This window comes from Paenibacillus sp. Dod16 (genome assembly GCF_049893405.1).
Lineage (GTDB): Bacteria > Bacillota > Bacilli > Paenibacillales > Paenibacillaceae > Paenibacillus_AQ.
Genome location: NZ_JBNDYG010000015.1, coordinates 104731 through 120506 on the forward strand (window position 1 = coordinate 104731; position 15776 = coordinate 120506).

The following is a 15776-nucleotide window of genomic DNA, read 5'->3' on the forward strand; positions in this document are numbered from 1 at the left end:
GTGCTTAATCGATTTGCAGTTCAGGGAAAGAATTCTTTACTTCCTTTATAAAATCGGCCAATACTTCGTCATAGCTCCGATTGTTGGTGACCCCTTCACCGGCAACCTTTCTCCACTTGCTCAGAATTTCCTCGCCATACTTGTCTGCGGTATGTCCCGGCATTTGCTTAACCGTTTCATAGTACGGAGCCAGTATGTTCTGATCACCGAACAGCGGGGATTTGAATTGTTCCAGGTTGTCTTCGTATACTTTGCCGGAAGCCGGCATATTTCCCGTCTTCTCCAGATTGTGCTGCTGCCACTCCGGTCCAGCGATGTATTTGATAAATTCAAAGGACAGCTCCTGATTCTCGGATTTGGAATATATGCTGCGGTAAGTGCCTCCGCTGTAGAAGCCTAACGGCGTCTTGGCTACCCCATATTTCCCTTCGGCCTTGCCATCCTTGTTATCCACCATAAAGCCCGCCCATGCCGGCATGGAAGTCAGCACGACACTGCCGTCATTCAAGGCATTCCCCCATCCCGCCGACATGAACGGCAGCTTAGCGTCCACGTTGTTCTGACGAATCTCCTTCTGAATCTCATAGTATTCCTGCCACTGTGGATCCACGTTCAGCTTGTTGTCCTTCACCCATGGTTCCAGATTATAGGCAGCGATATCAAATACGTCTCCGGCGTTTGCGATCAGGTGAACCTTGCCACCGCTAGCCTCATAGACCTGCTTTCCAAGCTGGATGATTTTGTCCCAGCTGTCGACCATCCCGCTGATTTCGTCAGGATCGTCAGTACCAAGGTATTCCTGTGCCGTCTCGCGCAGATACCAGAATCCGCCCGGTGACGAATGATCCGATACCGCGCGGATTTTGCCGTCCACCCCTCTTCCGAGCTCCGTTACGTATGGAATATTATCTTTGACAAGCTCATCAATGCCCATCGCCGATAAGTCCGTCGTGAATTTGGAATCGATGAATTTGCCGATGTATCCCCGCTCCAAATCGAAGATATCCGGCGTATCCTTGCCGGTCTGCAGCGCCGTCAGCAGCTTCGTCTGATACTGATCACCCGGGAACATCTTCACCTCGACGGTCACTCCCGGATGTTTCGCCTCGAACTGGTCCGCCATGTCCTGCACTTGATCAAAGAATGTCCATATCACCAGTTTGCCTTGAAGCTCCCCGTTCTCGTTCTTGGCCGGAGATGATCCTCCCTGACTTGCTTCGCTGCCGCCGGAGCATCCGGCGAGCAGTCCGGTTAACAGGATGGCGGACAGCAGCATGCCGATTAACTTGTTCCTTTTCAAAACAATCTCCCCCTATACATTTCATTCGTTTCTAGACAAACGTCGATTAAACCCATCCGAAATGATTTCTATAAAGAAGCGACAAGCAGGCCAGGGCATCCCTCCTTTCAGACTCCTTGCGGCCGTCACCCCTTGACTGCTCCCGCCGCGATTTCGCTGATTACTTTCTTCGACATGATCGAAAATACGATCAGAATCGGTATGGTTGAGATGACAACGCCGACGTACTGCGCGCCAAAGTCGGAAGTGAACTGGGATTTGACGCTGGCAATCATCACCGGAAGCGTTTGCAGCTGATTATCGAACAAAATGATCATCGGGGTCAGGAATTCGTTCCAGCTGCCGATGAAATTCAGAATGCCGAGCGTGGCAATGCCCGGGATCATCAACGGAATGACGAGGCGGTGGAAAATTCTCAGTTCCCCGTAGCCGTCGATCCGGCCCGATTCCATAATCTCCGTCGGCACCGAAGAGTCCGCGATCTGACGCAGGAAAAAGATGCCGAATGCGCTTGAAATGGAAGGCAAGATCAACGGCCAGTACGTATTCAGCATATTGAACGTATCCATCAGCTTGTAGAAGCCGATGATGCCAAGCTGTCCCGGAATCATCATCGTTCCCAGTACGGCCACGAAGAGAATGTTCTTATGCTTGAAGTTGTACTTGGCAAATCCGTAGCCGCCCAGAGCGGCAAAATATAAGCCAATGGCCGTGGATACTACGGAAATGATGATCGAATTGGCAAACCCGCGCCAAATGTGGACCGTATCGATCAGCCGCTCATAATTGACTAGAAACTGGTCTCCCGGTACGACCAGCAACCTTCTGGCTATATCCGAATTGGCATGCGTCGAGGTCATGATCATGCTGTAAAAAGGAATGAGACAGGTCAGGGCGATCACAAGCAGAAAAAGGTAGAGCACCGTTCGCCCCAAAATCATCTTGACGTTGTTTTGTTTAACCGCTGCAGCTCTCATAAGTTCTGGCACCCCCTAGTCCTTCAGTCTCGCAGCCCGAGCCGTAATCAGCGAGAACAGCATAATCACGATGAAGATCGCGTAGGCAATCGTTGCCCCGTAGCTGTAATCGAAGTTCAGGAAAGCTGTTTCGTACAGATACATCGCCATGGTCCGGGTCGCGTTGCCTGGGCCCGATCCGAGCATCAGCGGCGCATCGAACAGCTGCAGGCCGCCGATCACCGACGTAATGAGCGTGAACAGAAAGACCGGACGCAGCATCGGGAACGTGATACGAAGCGCCGTTTGGAACTTCGTCGCCCCATCCACTTCCGCAGCCTCGTACACCTCGGACGGAATGGATTGAAGACCTGCGATGAATACGATCATGTTGTAACCGAAATATTGCCAGCAGATGACGCCGGCGACAATCATCCTGGCGAGCCAAGGATGGTTGAACCAGTTGACCGGATCATCCACCAAGCCCATCGCCATGATGATTTTGTTGATGCTTCCCGTCTGCCAGTCGAACATCAGACTGAACATGACGCCGAGCGTAACCGGCGTAATGATGTGGGGAAAGAAATAGACCGCGCGGAAAAAATGCTTGCCGCGAATGAACTTCTCGTTCAGGATCATGGCCAATATAAGCGCAATTGTCAGCTGCGGTATGATCGACATCAGCCAGATGATAAGCGTGTTTCCGATCGCCTGATAAAAGAAACTGTCCTGGAGGATCCGCTCATAATTGGCAATGCCCAGAAACACGGGGTCGTCAAAGCCATCCCATTTCGTGAAGCTGAGATACAAGGTGTATAAAATCGGCACCAGACCAAAAATAGTGAATCCAATAAAAAAAGGTGAAATAAACAGGTAGCCGTAATTCGATTTATTGATTTTCGTCTTCACCGGGCGTGCCTCCCTTTACGTGTTCGCACAGGAATTCCGAATAATAAGCTTCGGTCTTAATAAATGACTTGCGCTCTCCGCATGCGGCCTGCCGTGAATTTTATCGAACAGGCCGGCCGCCGCCTTGTTACCGATTTCAAAAAATGGCTGGCGAACCGTCGTCAAGGCCGGATAAACCCACTGCGCGATGGAGATGTCGTCAAATCCGACAATCGACATATGCTCCGGCACGCTGCGGCCGCTTTCCTGGATGGCTCGCATGGCGCCGACGGCCGTCTCGTCATTGGAGGCGAGAACGGCGGTAATCCCCTCAAGACCGTTGATCTCCAGCATCGCCTCGTACCCTCCCTGATTGCTCCAATCAGATGTCACCACCCATTCCGGGCGGTACGGAATTCCCAACGCCCCATGCGTGTCGATGTATCCCTTCAGTCTGTATTTGCTGGCAGCTGCATGATCGGGTCCGGTAATATAAGCCATGTTCCGATGTCCGATCGAATGCAGGTAAGCAACCAGCTCGGACACGCCGAACGCATTATCGACGTCGACGGAGAAGATGCCGTCCTTCTCGCCGCGGTCGCCGATAAGCACCACCGGCAGCACAGACTCCCGGATCTTCTGCAGTTCTTCCTCTTGCCTGCGCCTGAAGCTGACGAGAATCAACCCGTCAATCTGACCTTCATACAGCAGATCCAGAAACGATATTTCCCGGTTGAAATTCGATGTCCAGCTGTAATAGATGCAGTTATAGCCTTCTTTTTTGACGGCGTCCTCGATCCCCTTGATCATCCCGGAGTAAAACACGTTGGAGATGTCGTCGATGGCGATGCCGATCGTGAACGTCTTGCTGGTTACCAAACGGCGGGCGTGGGCGTTGCGGTGAAAATTCAGTTCCCGTATCGCCCTGTCGAGTGCAGCCTGCGTCGTTTTCTTAACCTTTTGGCCGTTTAAGTAGCGGGATACCGTACTCTTGGAGGTATTCGCCAGTTTGGCCACGTCATGAATGGTAGGAACCATAGCGATAAACGCTCCTTCTTCTAAGTGATGGCTGAACAGACTCATGCAACAGCAAATTTTTGGGAACGTTCCCAAAACGGGAATCGCCGAGGAAAGGCCGTTTTCTAACTGATCCGTCCTGGCTGCCAGATAGCAACCGCGACCTCTCCAAAGCGCATTCGGCCTTAAACCTTGAACTCATGGAAAATCTCGATGACAGGCTCTCCCTCTATTTCGCAGCAATCAATCTCACACAGCTCCCCGCTCCGAACCACCCTGGCTTCCAAGCCATTGACTATAGCCTTAACGGAGCGGGCAGGGTCCGCAGCAAACCCAAAAATGCCCCCTTCAACCAAGCGAACCGCCGTTTTCTGAGGATGCTCTTCAATCTGCAGCACAGCGTGAGCGGATAGAAATTTATCCGTCAATCCGATAGGCGTGCAGAATTTCCGAACCGGGATCACGTTGTAAACCGCAACCTCACCCGGCTGTAAATGCAGGCTCAGTTCCTCTCCTCTTTGGAGCGTGCGCACCTTCCGCGTAAGCGGTTCAAACAGTACAAAAGCTTCGCCCTTAAGGCCCGGTACATCGCTTGGACGGACGGTGCCCTTCACGATCGCGTCATCCAGCGTGATGTTAAAAGCGGCGATGACGCCCGATGGTCCGACCCGGTTCCATACCTTTAACGGAATCGGCTCCGTGTTCGGGTTGCGGAACAGGCAATCCACTGTCGGCTGGGCCGGCAGGTCTCCTCTCGCGATCCGGCCATCCCGATAGATCATGGGCCATACCCGAGCCGGGTCGGTGGTACCGACGGGATCGCTGAAATAGACCGGTCCGCCGCTGATTGCCCTGAGCACGGCGCTCTGCAGCGCATCCACATGCGATGTCCAGAACATGTCCCAATCTCCCCAGTAGAACTGTCCATGATAATAGGAATTGTATACGTTCTGAAGCGCATGCTCCTTAAAGCTGCCTGCCTCCTGCGGCACAAAGTCGTCACTGTTCCGGGACATGGAAGAGACGGGTCGGTGCCATACGTTCTCCGAACCCATGCCCATGCAATTCATGATGTTCCCGTCAAAATGTTGATACACCGAAGCCTCCAAAGCCTCATGGGCTCCTGCCGCTGCTTCGCCGGCCGTCATGTTGTACATGGTCATGTTCGTAATGGAATTTTGGCCATCAACCTTGACGAAATCGATGCCCTGTTCCTTAAGCTCCCGGTGCCAAACATCCCAGAACCCGAAGCCCTTGCTTTGTTCCGGAGATGGAATTAGCCTCCCATTCCGAGTTTCGTGCAGGAACTCCCCGTACCGCGCCGCCAAGTCGCTTCCTTGGGAAATGCCGCCCCAGTATCCGGCAATGGTATGCCATACTCCGACCCAGTCCACGCCATAATCTTCTTTGAGCTGACGCGTAACCGGCAGAAAACCTTCCGGGAACTTATTCCCGTCCGGCTTCAGCGACTGGAGCCGCATCTCCGACACATCGAGCCAGCCATCATCAATCATGAACCACCTGACCGGCAGCTTCAGGAGCTTCAGCTCCTCGGCCTTCTCCAGTATTCCGCCCGCATGAACCTCATGGTAGAAGGCATCCCAGGAGCAAAAACCGATATACTCCATCAACGGCGGGTATGCCTTCCCTTTACGATGCTCCCGGTTCAACGCATGAAGGCTTTCTGACGAAGCCTTCTCTGCAACCTCGTAAGGCTCCCTTCCCCACGATAGCGAAAACGCCAGCGCTTTGATGGAATCATGACCGAGGATCAAAGGCGATACTACGGCTTGAAGCCCGCTGTCATCCCCTTGCAGATCCGTTCGGCATCGGTCATCGCAGACCGGAAGCAGATACAGGTACTGGTCCGGGGCCGTTCTCCACACCAGCGACTGGGTACGCCGAGGCAGCGTATCCCATCCCGGTCCGAAATGCGGACGTGTCCACCAGTCCTTATGCCGGTAATTCGCCATATACCCCTCATGAACGGGATGGCCAAAGTTTATAGTGACGGCCGCTTCCGGTTTGAAATAGCTTTGTTTGCCAAACAGGCTCTCATTCGCCAGCTTGGCATCCACATAGGCCAGCACGCTCTTTTCCTTTATCACGATTCGAATATCCGCCGAGGCGGTTCCATCGGCACTGCGATAAGCATAGAGAAGATAACCGTCCAGCCTGCCGCCATCCGTGTTGCAACATATTGCGTCAGCGGCTCCCGAATGGTTCGTGGCAGTATAATTCGATCCCGTCTCGTCCTGTACGCTCTTTTCCGAGACGCTTGTGTCTTTCGTAACCGTTACCGGTATATTCCCTTCTCTGTGCGCCCCAGCGTCATGATCGAATCCGATTTCTTGAACGCCGATGAGCTCCAAGGGAATCATTCCTCGTTCATAGTCATGGACGGAAACCGCCATTTGATGGATCAGATCGAGCACATGCCTGCGCTGAGGCAGCTCTTGCCTGGTTACATTCGTGTAGGTTGCGGACATTTCCGATATTCCCCCTCTTCTCTTTGGTTCATCATCGTGGATTAACTGTCTCCGCATCTGCCAGCATGGACAGTGCATGCATGGCGACCGATAGGCCCGCATAATCTCCGACCCGTTCGCCCAGCGCTGCCGGAACCACTTTGCATACCGACAAGGCCTCAGGTAACGCTTCCCGTTTCAAAACTTCAAGCGCCACAGGCTCCAGCAGCTTTTGCTGGCGGCCGTAGATGCTGCCGATGACAATCATCTCGGGATTCAAAATATCCACCAGCACGGACAGTCCCCGCCCCAGTTCTTCTCCCACGAGGTGAAAAACCTTCAGGGCCGTTGGGTCGCCGTTCTGGGCCGCTTCGCCGACCGACTGGGCCGTGATGGAAGCCAGCTGCTCTCTATCGCAGCAAAAGGATGTCGTACCTCCGGCCTTCAGCACCGCTTCCGCGTGAGCAGCGGCCAGTCTGGCGATCCCGCCGCCGCTGCAAAAGCCTTCAAAGGATCCGGCTTTGCCATACCCGACCGGACCGTCATGCTCCAGCCGGATATGGCCGATCTCGCCGGCCATATCGTTCGTTCCCGTATACAGCCGACCATTCAGGATCAAGCCGGCTCCCATGCCGGTTCCGAATGTCAGGAACAGCATGTTTCTCGTGCCGCGGCCGGCGCCCCATCTCCATTCCGACAAGGCGCATGCATTAGCATCGTTTTGGAGGCCGACCGGTACCCGGAAACGTTGTTTGACCGGACTCACAACATCAATCCCGTTCCAATGCGGCAAATTCGGCGGACTGTGGACAAGCCCGAGCTCGCTGTTCAGCGGACTGCCGCAGCTGATGCCGATTGCCTCAACGCCGGGCAGGTGCAAATGCTGCAGCAATTGCTCAAGCACATTCATCATGATGGTTAGTGCTTCCTCCGGTTCATGAGGCGTCGGAAAGCGTTCTTTGGCCAGGATGGTCAGCGTTCCGTCAGCTTCTTGCCTGCCGACGGACACGGAGCATTTCGTCCCTCCAATATCGAAACCGGACAAATAGGTCATGCGAAGAACGCCTCCTCCAGCATCAGACATAAGGCATGATAAACCGGAAGATGCCGTTCCTGAACGTCCGAGGTCTCTTCCCAAGGAACGGCAATCGTGACATCGCTGATCGTTTTAAGGACTCCCCCGCTTTTGCCGGTCATGACGACGCTGCTCATCCCCGCTGCCTTGGCCACCTGTACCGCCCGGATTACGTTGACGGAATTGCCAGAAGTGCTGAGTCCCAGCAGAACATCGCCAGGTTTGCCGTACCCGTATACCTGCTGGGCATACACCATGGACGGCTCCACGTCATTGCTGAACGCGCTGATCAGACCCTGTTGGCTGACGAGCGATATGGCCGGGAGTGCTCCCTGCAGGTGATCGGCCATATAATCCCCCTGCTCCGGGTCGACCTCGATTAGTTTACTTCGAAACGCCAGGGGCACCGGACGCGTCATCCGGAACCCCTTCATCAATTCGCCGACGATGTGCTCCGAATCCGAAGCGCTTCCCCCGTTGCCGCAGATCAACAGTTTGTTCCCTTTATAAAAAGCAGATTTTATAATTTCAAAAGCACGCAGAACATCATGCGCGCAGCCCGCAAGCTCCGGGTATTTGCTCTGCATATTTTCCATGATTGCATTCATGTTAGCCTTCACTCCTCATCCAGCTCATTTCCGTAATCTAAGTTGATGGCTGATCGGAATATATTGAGATTCGTAAATATCACGGAAAGCCGAATGCTCCTCCTCCCGAAACGGGATATACTCAGAGCTCCTTGCGTTATTTGCGCTGGCCGCTGCTTCCCGGAGCGAGGAATAGATACCTGATCCCGTGCCGCCGAGCAGCGCAGCTCCCATCATGGACGCCTCCCGGATATCCGGTACCTCCAGCATGCATCCGGACACGGCCGCTTTTATTCGCAGCCAAGAAGCAAGCCTTGCACCACCGCCCGTCACGCGGATCCGCCCCATCGGCCCTTCCAGCAAGCCCGCTGCCGTTTCGCGTACGCGTTCCATCTGGTACGAGGTCCCTTCCAGCACCGCTTTGCACAGATGGCCGCGGGTATGGCCTTGGGTTAATCCGATGAACGCAGCTTTGGCATCCGCATCGGGCTCCGGCGGACCGCTTCCTGTCAGAAACGGAAAGTACAGAATTCCGGTCGGTCCCGGCCCGCAGCCGATCACCTCCTGCTCCAGCGCTTCGTAAGTGAGACGAGGATGGCCCATAATCGAGCGTGCCCATTCCACAGAACCTCCGGAGGCCGAATTGCTGCCCATCCAGAACATGCGCCCCTCCACCGGATGGAGTCCGAAGGCAAGCTTTGAATCATAATCGCGCGACTTGAGCCCTCGTTCCTCCATAACGCCAACCAGCGTTTCTGCGGTGCCCATGGAACTGTACACGTCTCATGACTCATTACGGTCGGATCTCGAAGGCCATCACGCCCGTCAGCCGGTAGGCGATGTAACCGGCTACCGATAGCCATACCGCATGACTCATTACGGTCGGATCGCGCTGCTTCAGCCACAGGATTTTGGCCAGGCTCAGCTTGAAGGAAGGATGCAGTCCGCTGGCGAGAAACCTCGCTAACGGATCATCCTCCGCTTCCAGCAGTTGAGCCTGAGGTGCGGAGCTTCTGTCCGACCAAGGCACGATCTTCGTTATGGGCTCTCCCGTTTTCCTGTCAAGCAGCAGTCCGCTCTCCGCCATGCTGGTGATTCCGATGGAAACGATCCGTCCCGCTTCGACCTTGCCGGCGGCTTCCTTGATCATGTCCGCAACGTCGGTCCATATGCGGAGCGGGTCAAAGTAGGTACTGGCATCCCTGTGAACATAAAGCTTGGTTTGACGGCTCGCTTGGGACAGCATCCTGCCCGTATCATCAAAGACACCGACCTTGCTGTTGGTCGTTCCGATATCAATGCCGATCATGAGCATGCCAAACCCTCTCCTTATCCGTTGAATTCAGCCACCGACAACCGATTTATTTCAATCCGGAGCCTTCCTCCAGATCCCATTCCATCAGGTTGGTCTCCTTCACCGGCTCTTCCGGGTTTTTCGGGATGCGAAAGGTTTTGATCTCGCTTGGCCCGAATGCCGCCTCGATGCTGCGGTTCCATTTCGGCAGTCGAATGACGGCCTCAGTTCCGACCCGGTTGCTTTCGTAACAACGGATCACCAAATCGTCATTGTCCTCCGCTTGTTTCACGGCGCTCACGATGATATTGTCCTGATCCACCTCCAGGAGTGAGTCCTTCTGCGGCAGTTCGCCATCGTGATAGGTCTCAATGACAATCGTCGGCCGTTGATTAAGCTCGAGCGCCCGCTTGACGGTGCCGGCATGCTCCCATGTTCCGGCATGGGGAAGCAGCCGGTATTGGAACTGCTGAATGCCTTGGTCGATGAAGGAATAGTGTCCGTCGCGCTTCGGCACATGCGGATCATGGTGGGCATATATTGGACTCCGGAGTACGGTAAGGGCCAGCTCCTTGTTATGGATGCTGTAGCTATACTTCGCGTCATTCATCAGCGACATCCCGTAGACGCTTTCGTCCTCACGTACAATCCCGCTGAAATCGACCCAGCTTTGGCCGGGCTCCTCTTCCCCGTTTCCTTCGCGTTCGATGTAACCGAACGGAATTTCATAGCTGTGGCGGGTAAAGATCAGATTCATCGGGAAGACCAGCTTGAGCATTTTAAACTGCTCGCGCCAGTCCGCATGCACCTTAACATCGATGTAATCAAGCTCCTTGTACATCGTAAAATCCTGCACCAGACGTGAAGATCCGTACTCGCTTGTCACCCGGATGACCGACTTCACCGGACCATGCTCGACTCGCTTCACCGAGACGGCCCGAAATTCGCCGATCTTGTCCTGGAAGTGCAGCACCTCATGACTCCATGTATCCGACTCGTCCTTCATGACGGTCGGCACGGCAGCCGGACCCTTAAACAGCTCAAAGCCGACCTTCTTGTCGTAGAGGCTGCTGATACATCCGGTTGCCGGATCAAATTCCAGCCGGAAGCGCTTGTTCTCCATCGCGAAGTCGCTGGCTTTCAAGCCTTCCGGTTTGACGTCGGTGCTGCCGGCAAGCTGAAGCAGCTTATACACGCGGTATCCCAAGGACGGCAGTTCGGCCACGAAGCTCAAACGGTAGCGTCCATTGGACGTGGCATAGGGCTGCACCGTCTGATAAGGGATCGTTTTTCCCGTTTCATCCACCAGAACGGCCCCTTCCTTCAAGCCGCCGATCTCCACCTCGACATTGACGCTGCTTGCCCAGGCATGCGGGTTGAAAACCACGAACGGCTTCATTCCCTCCTCATGCTCGATGCCGATGTTCCATGAGAACTTCTGTATCGCATAATTCAGATTGCGCTCGGCGATTGACATGGCTTCCCCATGCATGTTCCGGGCATCCTCATAAGCGGATTCCAGGCTTGTGCCAGCCAGAATATCATGGAACTGGTTGAACAATACGTTCTTCCAGGCGGTTCCGTAATCGTGCGGATAAGGCTGACCCAACAGACGTTCCGCGAGTGCGGACCATTTCTCTGCAGCGCTCAGCTTGTTCTCGGCTTGCCGGTTCCATTGCTTGATGCCGGAATGGGCCGCGTAACAGCCGCTGGCATGGTGCTGGAGATCGTCATGAACGACAGGCAGGGGAACCCCCAGCTTCTCCATCTCCGCAAAATATTGATTCGGCGTAGAGAATACCAGCTCCGGGAAAGACTCGTCGTCATTCAGCCTCTGGATGCTCTCGATGTTTTCCTTCGTCGGCCCACCCCCGTGATTGCCCACGCCGTAAAACACCATGATCTCGTTATGGGGATCCTTAAGCTCTGTCATGCAGCGGCTGACGTGCCGCTCCAAATCCTTGCCCCAGGACAAATATTCGAACGGAATGCGGTAGGAGGTAACCCGGCTCCCATCGCTGGACTCCCATAGGAACAACCGGCCGGGCAATCCCTTCTCGCTTGGCATCGGACGCATGAAAATATAGGAATCCATCCCGCTTTTCTTCAAAATTTGCGGCAGCATGCCGTTATGGCCGAAGCTGTCCACGTTGTAGCCGACCTTGGCCGTCACGCCGAATTTCTCCAGAAAATATCGCTGACCATACAGACCTTGGCGGACAAAGGATTCCCCGTTCGGAATGTTGCAGTCCGGCTGGATCCACCAGCCGCCCACGATCTCCCAGCGGCCTTGCGAGATGCGCTGCCGAATCTCTTCAAACATGGCCGGATCGTTGTTCTCCACCCATTCGTACATGGCGGCCGAGCTTGACGTATAGACGAAATCGTCATACTCGTTCATCCGGTCCAGCACCGAACGGAAAGTCGCCTTTGTCTCCTGGAAACCTTCCTGCCACTGCCACAGCCACACGGGATCCAGATGGGCATTGCCAATCATGTGGAGCTTCTGCTTTTGCTTCATATGTGTGAACCTCCTGTAAGTTCAAAGATTTGAATGTGTATCAGTAATTCAAACGCATCCGGATTTCAGCAAATGAGCCTACTAAAAATGATGTCCTTGACCCTCGCTGTTCAGAACATGTCGAATTTTCTCTACCACCGTCTCCGCAACGGCCTGCCGCCCCAAAGCTAGCTGGGCTGGACTTAACCGAAGGCATTCCTTGTTTGTCATCCGTTCCTTCCGGTTCAAAGCGTCCAGCAGCGCCAGCTCCAGATCGGTGGCGATATTCACCTTGCTGACACCGCCATCCGGCAGCTTAACCGCCTTCTGGACCATATCGGCCGGCACGCCGGACCCCCCATGCAGGACCAGATGCACGGGTGTCAGGGCACGAATCGCCCGGAGCCTTTCATAGTCCACTTTGGGCTGCTTTACCATGTAGACTCCGTGAGCTGTACCGCACGAAACCGCAAGTGCATCCACACCGGTCTGCCGGACAAAATAAGCCGCTTCCTCGGGATCCGTATACAGCTCCTCGTCCTTGTCCGTCTCCACGAAATCCGTCGTTCCGATCATGCCGAGCTCGGCTTCGACCGAGACGCCCTTGGCATGTGCATACTCCGCCACCTCCCGGGAAATGGCGATGTTATCCTCCAGGCTTTTCTCCGATGCATCAATCATGACGGAGGTGAAGCCTGCCTCTATCGCTTCCTGAATCGGTCCCGGTTCCTTGGTATGATCCAAATGCAGCACGACCGGAACGGTGATGTGGTCCGTGTTCAGCCGCTCGTAAAATTCATCCGCGAATTCGGCCGGCGTTATGCCGTAACGGATCAATTCTTTATGTGAAATTTGCACGATTGCCGGTGAGCCGCTCATCTGGGCTCCTTGTAATACGGCCGCGATCATGGGCGTATAGCGCGGCGAGAAGGAACCGATGGCAAACCGGTTGACCTCGGCAATCTCCAATGCTTTTTTCAGCGTAAGTACGTTGTCCGGCTTGGTTGTACGAGTCATGATTTCATCTCTCCCTATCCTTTTTTTGTCTATGTGAAATAAAGCTGCTTTAGCCGCTCCATTCCTAACCTTGGGCTGGTTAACAAACGCGATTCGATTTCCTCCGGCAAGGCCGAAATGACCCTGGACATCGATGCCTGCGCCAACACCACGACATCGCATTGCTGCGCCAGCTGCTGGATCTGCTCCGCAAGAAGCTCATCATGCCCCCTCTGGTCCCCGCCCATCAATTTGGCGTAAGCCTCGGAGACTACCAGCGGAATGAGCTGAATGGAGTCCTGCTGATCGGCAGCCTTTCTGTGAAGCAGATTCAGGGTGGGCCTCATGGTCGTCTCCAGCGTTGCGGCGACCCCGATCCTCCGCCCCCTCGATACGGCCAGATCTGCCATGGCATCATCAATGCGAACCACAGGCACGCTGACCGTTCCAGCGGCCCGCTCGGCGATGTCGCCAACGGAGGAACAGGCAGACAGTATACATTCGGCCCCCGCTTCTTCCGCATACCGGGCATAGGTGGACCATTTGTTTGCCACAGTCTGGACGGCTGCTTCATCCCCCTCCCTCAACTGCGGCAGGATCGAATCATCCAGCCAATGAAGGAGTGTGCAGCCGGGCAGTATTTCGGAAGCCAGCTCTTTCAACAGTGGGATCGTGACCGCCGTCGTATGGATAATGGCTAATTTGTTCACGTTCGTGCCTCCTTGTCGATGCCTTAGTTGTCATTTCATATTTATTTTTGGGAACGTTCCCGTTCGCATGGAAAAGAGCGGATGGAACATCTGGATGCCCCATGCCCATGGACATGGACATGGGGGTTACGGCTGCGTAAACCGTCATCTAGATGGATCAACCCTTCAGGGCGCCGTTCAGATTCATGCCTTCTAGGAAATAGCGCTGGAACAGCAGGAACACGATAATAATCGGAAGCAGCACCATGCAGGATGCGGCCAGCAGAAAGTTCCACTGCGTGTTCAACTGTCCAATGAATACCTTCAGACCGATGGGCAGCGTAAAGGTTGCCGGGTCCGTTAAGTACAGCAAGGGGCCGAGAAAATCGTTCCAGCTGCCGTTGAATGCCAGTACTCCGACGGTGGTCAAGGCCGGTGCGGACATGGGCACAATCAGTTTTCGCCAGATATAAAAATTGTTGGCCCCGTCAATGTAAGCCGATTCGATCAGTTCCGTAGGTATCGTCATATAGAACTGCCGCAGCATGAAGATGAAGAACGCGGAGCCCAGAAACGGCGGCACGATCAGTGGCAGAAACGTACCCACCCACCCAATATTCGCATAAAGAATATACTGCGGGATCATCGTTACGAACCCCGGGATCATCATTGTGGCAAGGATGACCGCAAACCAGAAATTTCGACCGACAAACCTCATTTTTGCAAACCCATATGCAACGAGCGAGTTGGACAAGACCGATCCGACCACCGCAAAGGCGGCGACGATGACTGAATTGCCGAGGTAGCCGCTAAACGGCGCCGCCTGCCAGGCTTCACCGAAATTGCTCCATACAAATTCCGTAGGCCACCATGTCGGGGGATATGCGAATACCTCCTGAGATGTCTTTACCGCTGTAATGAACATGAACCACATAGGCAGCAGTACGGTTAACGAGAATAACGACAGCAGAATAAAGTTGACCGCCTTCAGCATGCGGTTGGTCTTTTTCACGCTCGACAGCCGTTTCAACTTGGGGGCTGCTTCTGGTGCAGGTACGGAATAATGGGGAGTGCTCATCGATGGTCACCGCCTTCGTAATGAACCCAATATTTCGAAGCGGTCATGTTGATGACCGTGATGATCATGACAATGACGAACAGGAACCATGCCATAGCCGAAGCGTATCCCATCCTATAGTCCACGAACGCCTCGTTGAACAAATGCAAATTGTAGAACAGCAGGGAGGAGGCCGGGCCGCCTGCCCCGTTCTCTGACATGACGTAAGCTTCCTGGAACACCTGGAACGCGCCGATCATCGTCGTGACGACGTCAAAGAATATGATGGGCGTAATCATCGGAATCGTAATTTTGAAAAAGCGGCGGATTCTTCCCGCCCCGTCGATCTCTGCGGCTTCATACAGCTGCTTCGGAACGGAATGGATGGCAGATAGGTAAAGCAGCATGCTGGTCCCGATTCCCCACAGTCTCATCAGCACGAGCGAAGGCTTCGTCCATGCCGGATCCGTCAACCACGAAGGGCCTTCGATCCCGAAGAAACGGAGAACCGTATTGATCAGGCCGGTCTGGGGACCAAGCATTTGCATCCACAGCATATACATCGCAACGCCCGCCAGTACGGTCGGCAAATAGAACAGCATCCGGAAAAATCCGCCGCCCCATACCTTCTGGCTCAGCAGCGCGGATACGGCGATGGCCGCGATGGCCGAGAACGGAACCCCGACCGCTACGTACCACAGCGTGTTGGAGATCGATTTCCAGAAGAGAGTATCCTGAAAGAACATTTCGGAATAATTGCTGAGGCCGATCCAGTCCCGCCTGGAAGTAATATTGTAGTTGGTAAAAGAGACATAAAGGGAAAACAGCAACGGTCCGCCGGTTAGAGCGAAGAACCCCAACAACCACGGCGAAATAAACAAGTAACCCTCCAAATTGCTTCTTAAGCCGATTCTTGCCTTGTTCCGCATTTTCATCACTTCCCGCTTCT

14 protein-coding genes are annotated in these 15776 nt (G+C 54.3%); all 14 read right to left on the reverse strand.

Annotated features, from left to right (window positions below; genetic code table 11):
* Positions 1–4 precede the first annotated feature (4 nt).
* The gene (locus tag ACPV3A_RS13360; protein ID WP_426199931.1) at positions 5–1300 is read right to left on the reverse strand and encodes an ABC transporter substrate-binding protein; all 1296 of its coding nucleotides are present in this window, start codon (positions 1298–1300) and stop codon (positions 5–7) included.
* 125 nt (positions 1301–1425) lie between these two features.
* Positions 1426–2277 carry a carbohydrate ABC transporter permease gene (locus ACPV3A_RS13365; RefSeq protein ID WP_071220177.1) on the reverse strand — a complete coding sequence of 284 codons (852 nt, stop codon included), beginning with the start codon at positions 2275–2277 and terminating at the stop codon, positions 1426–1428.
* Between the two features lie 15 nt (positions 2278–2292).
* Positions 2293–3165 carry a carbohydrate ABC transporter permease gene (locus ACPV3A_RS13370; RefSeq protein WP_426199932.1) on the reverse strand — a complete coding sequence of 291 codons (873 nt, stop codon included), beginning with the start codon at positions 3163–3165 and terminating at the stop codon, positions 2293–2295.
* 15 nt (positions 3166–3180) lie between these two features.
* A complete protein-coding gene (locus ACPV3A_RS13375) occupies positions 3181–4182 on the reverse strand; it encodes a LacI family DNA-binding transcriptional regulator (RefSeq protein WP_426199933.1) in 1002 nt (333 codons plus the stop codon).
* Positions 4183–4346: 164 nt separating this feature from the next.
* The gene (locus ACPV3A_RS13380; RefSeq protein ID WP_426199934.1) at positions 4347–6650 is read right to left on the reverse strand and encodes a Sip1-related alpha-galactosidase; all 2304 of its coding nucleotides are present in this window, start codon (positions 6648–6650) and stop codon (positions 4347–4349) included.
* A gap of 31 nt (positions 6651–6681) precedes the next feature.
* Positions 6682–7683: an ROK family protein gene (locus ACPV3A_RS13385; protein ID WP_426199935.1), complete on the reverse strand. Its 1002-nt coding sequence runs from the start codon at positions 7681–7683 to the stop codon at positions 6682–6684.
* The gene (locus ACPV3A_RS13390; RefSeq protein WP_426199936.1) at positions 7680–8312 is read right to left on the reverse strand and encodes a D-sedoheptulose-7-phosphate isomerase; all 633 of its coding nucleotides are present in this window, start codon (positions 8310–8312) and stop codon (positions 7680–7682) included. Before ACPV3A_RS13390 ends, ACPV3A_RS13385 begins: the two co-directional genes overlap by 4 nt.
* A 24-nt stretch (positions 8313–8336) precedes the next feature.
* Positions 8337–9071 carry an FGGY-family carbohydrate kinase gene (locus ACPV3A_RS13395; RefSeq protein ID WP_426199937.1) on the reverse strand — a complete coding sequence of 245 codons (735 nt, stop codon included), beginning with the start codon at positions 9069–9071 and terminating at the stop codon, positions 8337–8339.
* A gap of 13 nt (positions 9072–9084) precedes the next feature.
* Entirely contained in the window at positions 9085–9606 is a 522-nt protein-coding gene (locus ACPV3A_RS13400) for an FGGY family carbohydrate kinase (protein ID WP_426199938.1), read from the reverse strand.
* A gap of 46 nt (positions 9607–9652) precedes the next feature.
* Complete coding sequence (locus ACPV3A_RS13405; protein WP_426199939.1) at positions 9653–12106, reverse strand: alpha-mannosidase; 2454 nt, start codon at positions 12104–12106, stop codon at positions 9653–9655.
* Between the two features lie 81 nt (positions 12107–12187).
* Positions 12188–13102: a class II fructose-bisphosphate aldolase gene (locus tag ACPV3A_RS13410; protein WP_426199940.1), complete on the reverse strand. Its 915-nt coding sequence runs from the start codon at positions 13100–13102 to the stop codon at positions 12188–12190.
* 29 nt (positions 13103–13131) lie between these two features.
* The gene (locus ACPV3A_RS13415) at positions 13132–13791 is read right to left on the reverse strand and encodes an aspartate/glutamate racemase family protein (RefSeq protein ID WP_426199941.1); all 660 of its coding nucleotides are present in this window, start codon (positions 13789–13791) and stop codon (positions 13132–13134) included.
* A 157-nt stretch (positions 13792–13948) separates the two neighbouring features.
* On the reverse strand, positions 13949–14848 hold the full coding sequence (locus ACPV3A_RS13420) for a carbohydrate ABC transporter permease (protein ID WP_426199942.1): 900 nt from the start codon (positions 14846–14848) through the stop codon (positions 13949–13951).
* Positions 14845–15762: a carbohydrate ABC transporter permease gene (locus ACPV3A_RS13425; RefSeq protein ID WP_083397595.1), complete on the reverse strand. Its 918-nt coding sequence runs from the start codon at positions 15760–15762 to the stop codon at positions 14845–14847. The genes ACPV3A_RS13420 and ACPV3A_RS13425 overlap by 4 nt, the downstream gene beginning before the upstream one ends.
* Positions 15763–15776 lie beyond the last annotated feature (14 nt).

Bases quoted from the DNA above. Each gene is read 5' to 3' on its own strand.
- ACPV3A_RS13375 (WP_426199933.1), bottom strand. From the start codon at position 4,182: ATGGTTCCTACCATTCATGACGTGGCCAAACTGGCGAATACCTCCAAG.
- ACPV3A_RS13425 (WP_083397595.1), bottom strand. From the start codon at position 15,762: ATGAAAATGCGGAACAAGGCAAGAATCGGCTTAAGAAGCAATTTGGAG.
- ACPV3A_RS13420 (WP_426199942.1), bottom strand. From the start codon at position 14,848: ATGAGCACTCCCCATTATTCCGTACCTGCACCAGAAGCAGCCCCCAAG.
- ACPV3A_RS13400 (WP_426199938.1), bottom strand. From the start codon at position 9,606: ATGCTCATGATCGGCATTGATATCGGAACGACCAACAGCAAGGTCGGT.
- ACPV3A_RS13405 (WP_426199939.1), bottom strand. From the start codon at position 12,106: ATGAAGCAAAAGCAGAAGCTCCACATGATTGGCAATGCCCATCTGGAT.
- ACPV3A_RS13410 (WP_426199940.1), bottom strand. From the start codon at position 13,102: ATGACTCGTACAACCAAGCCGGACAACGTACTTACGCTGAAAAAAGCA.
- ACPV3A_RS13380 (WP_426199934.1), bottom strand. From the start codon at position 6,650: ATGTCCGCAACCTACACGAATGTAACCAGGCAAGAGCTGCCTCAGCGC.
- ACPV3A_RS13385 (WP_426199935.1), bottom strand. From the start codon at position 7,683: ATGACCTATTTGTCCGGTTTCGATATTGGAGGGACGAAATGCTCCGTG.
- ACPV3A_RS13390 (WP_426199936.1), bottom strand. From the start codon at position 8,312: ATGAATGCAATCATGGAAAATATGCAGAGCAAATACCCGGAGCTTGCG.
- ACPV3A_RS13365 (WP_071220177.1), bottom strand. From the start codon at position 2,277: ATGAGAGCTGCAGCGGTTAAACAAAACAACGTCAAGATGATTTTGGGG.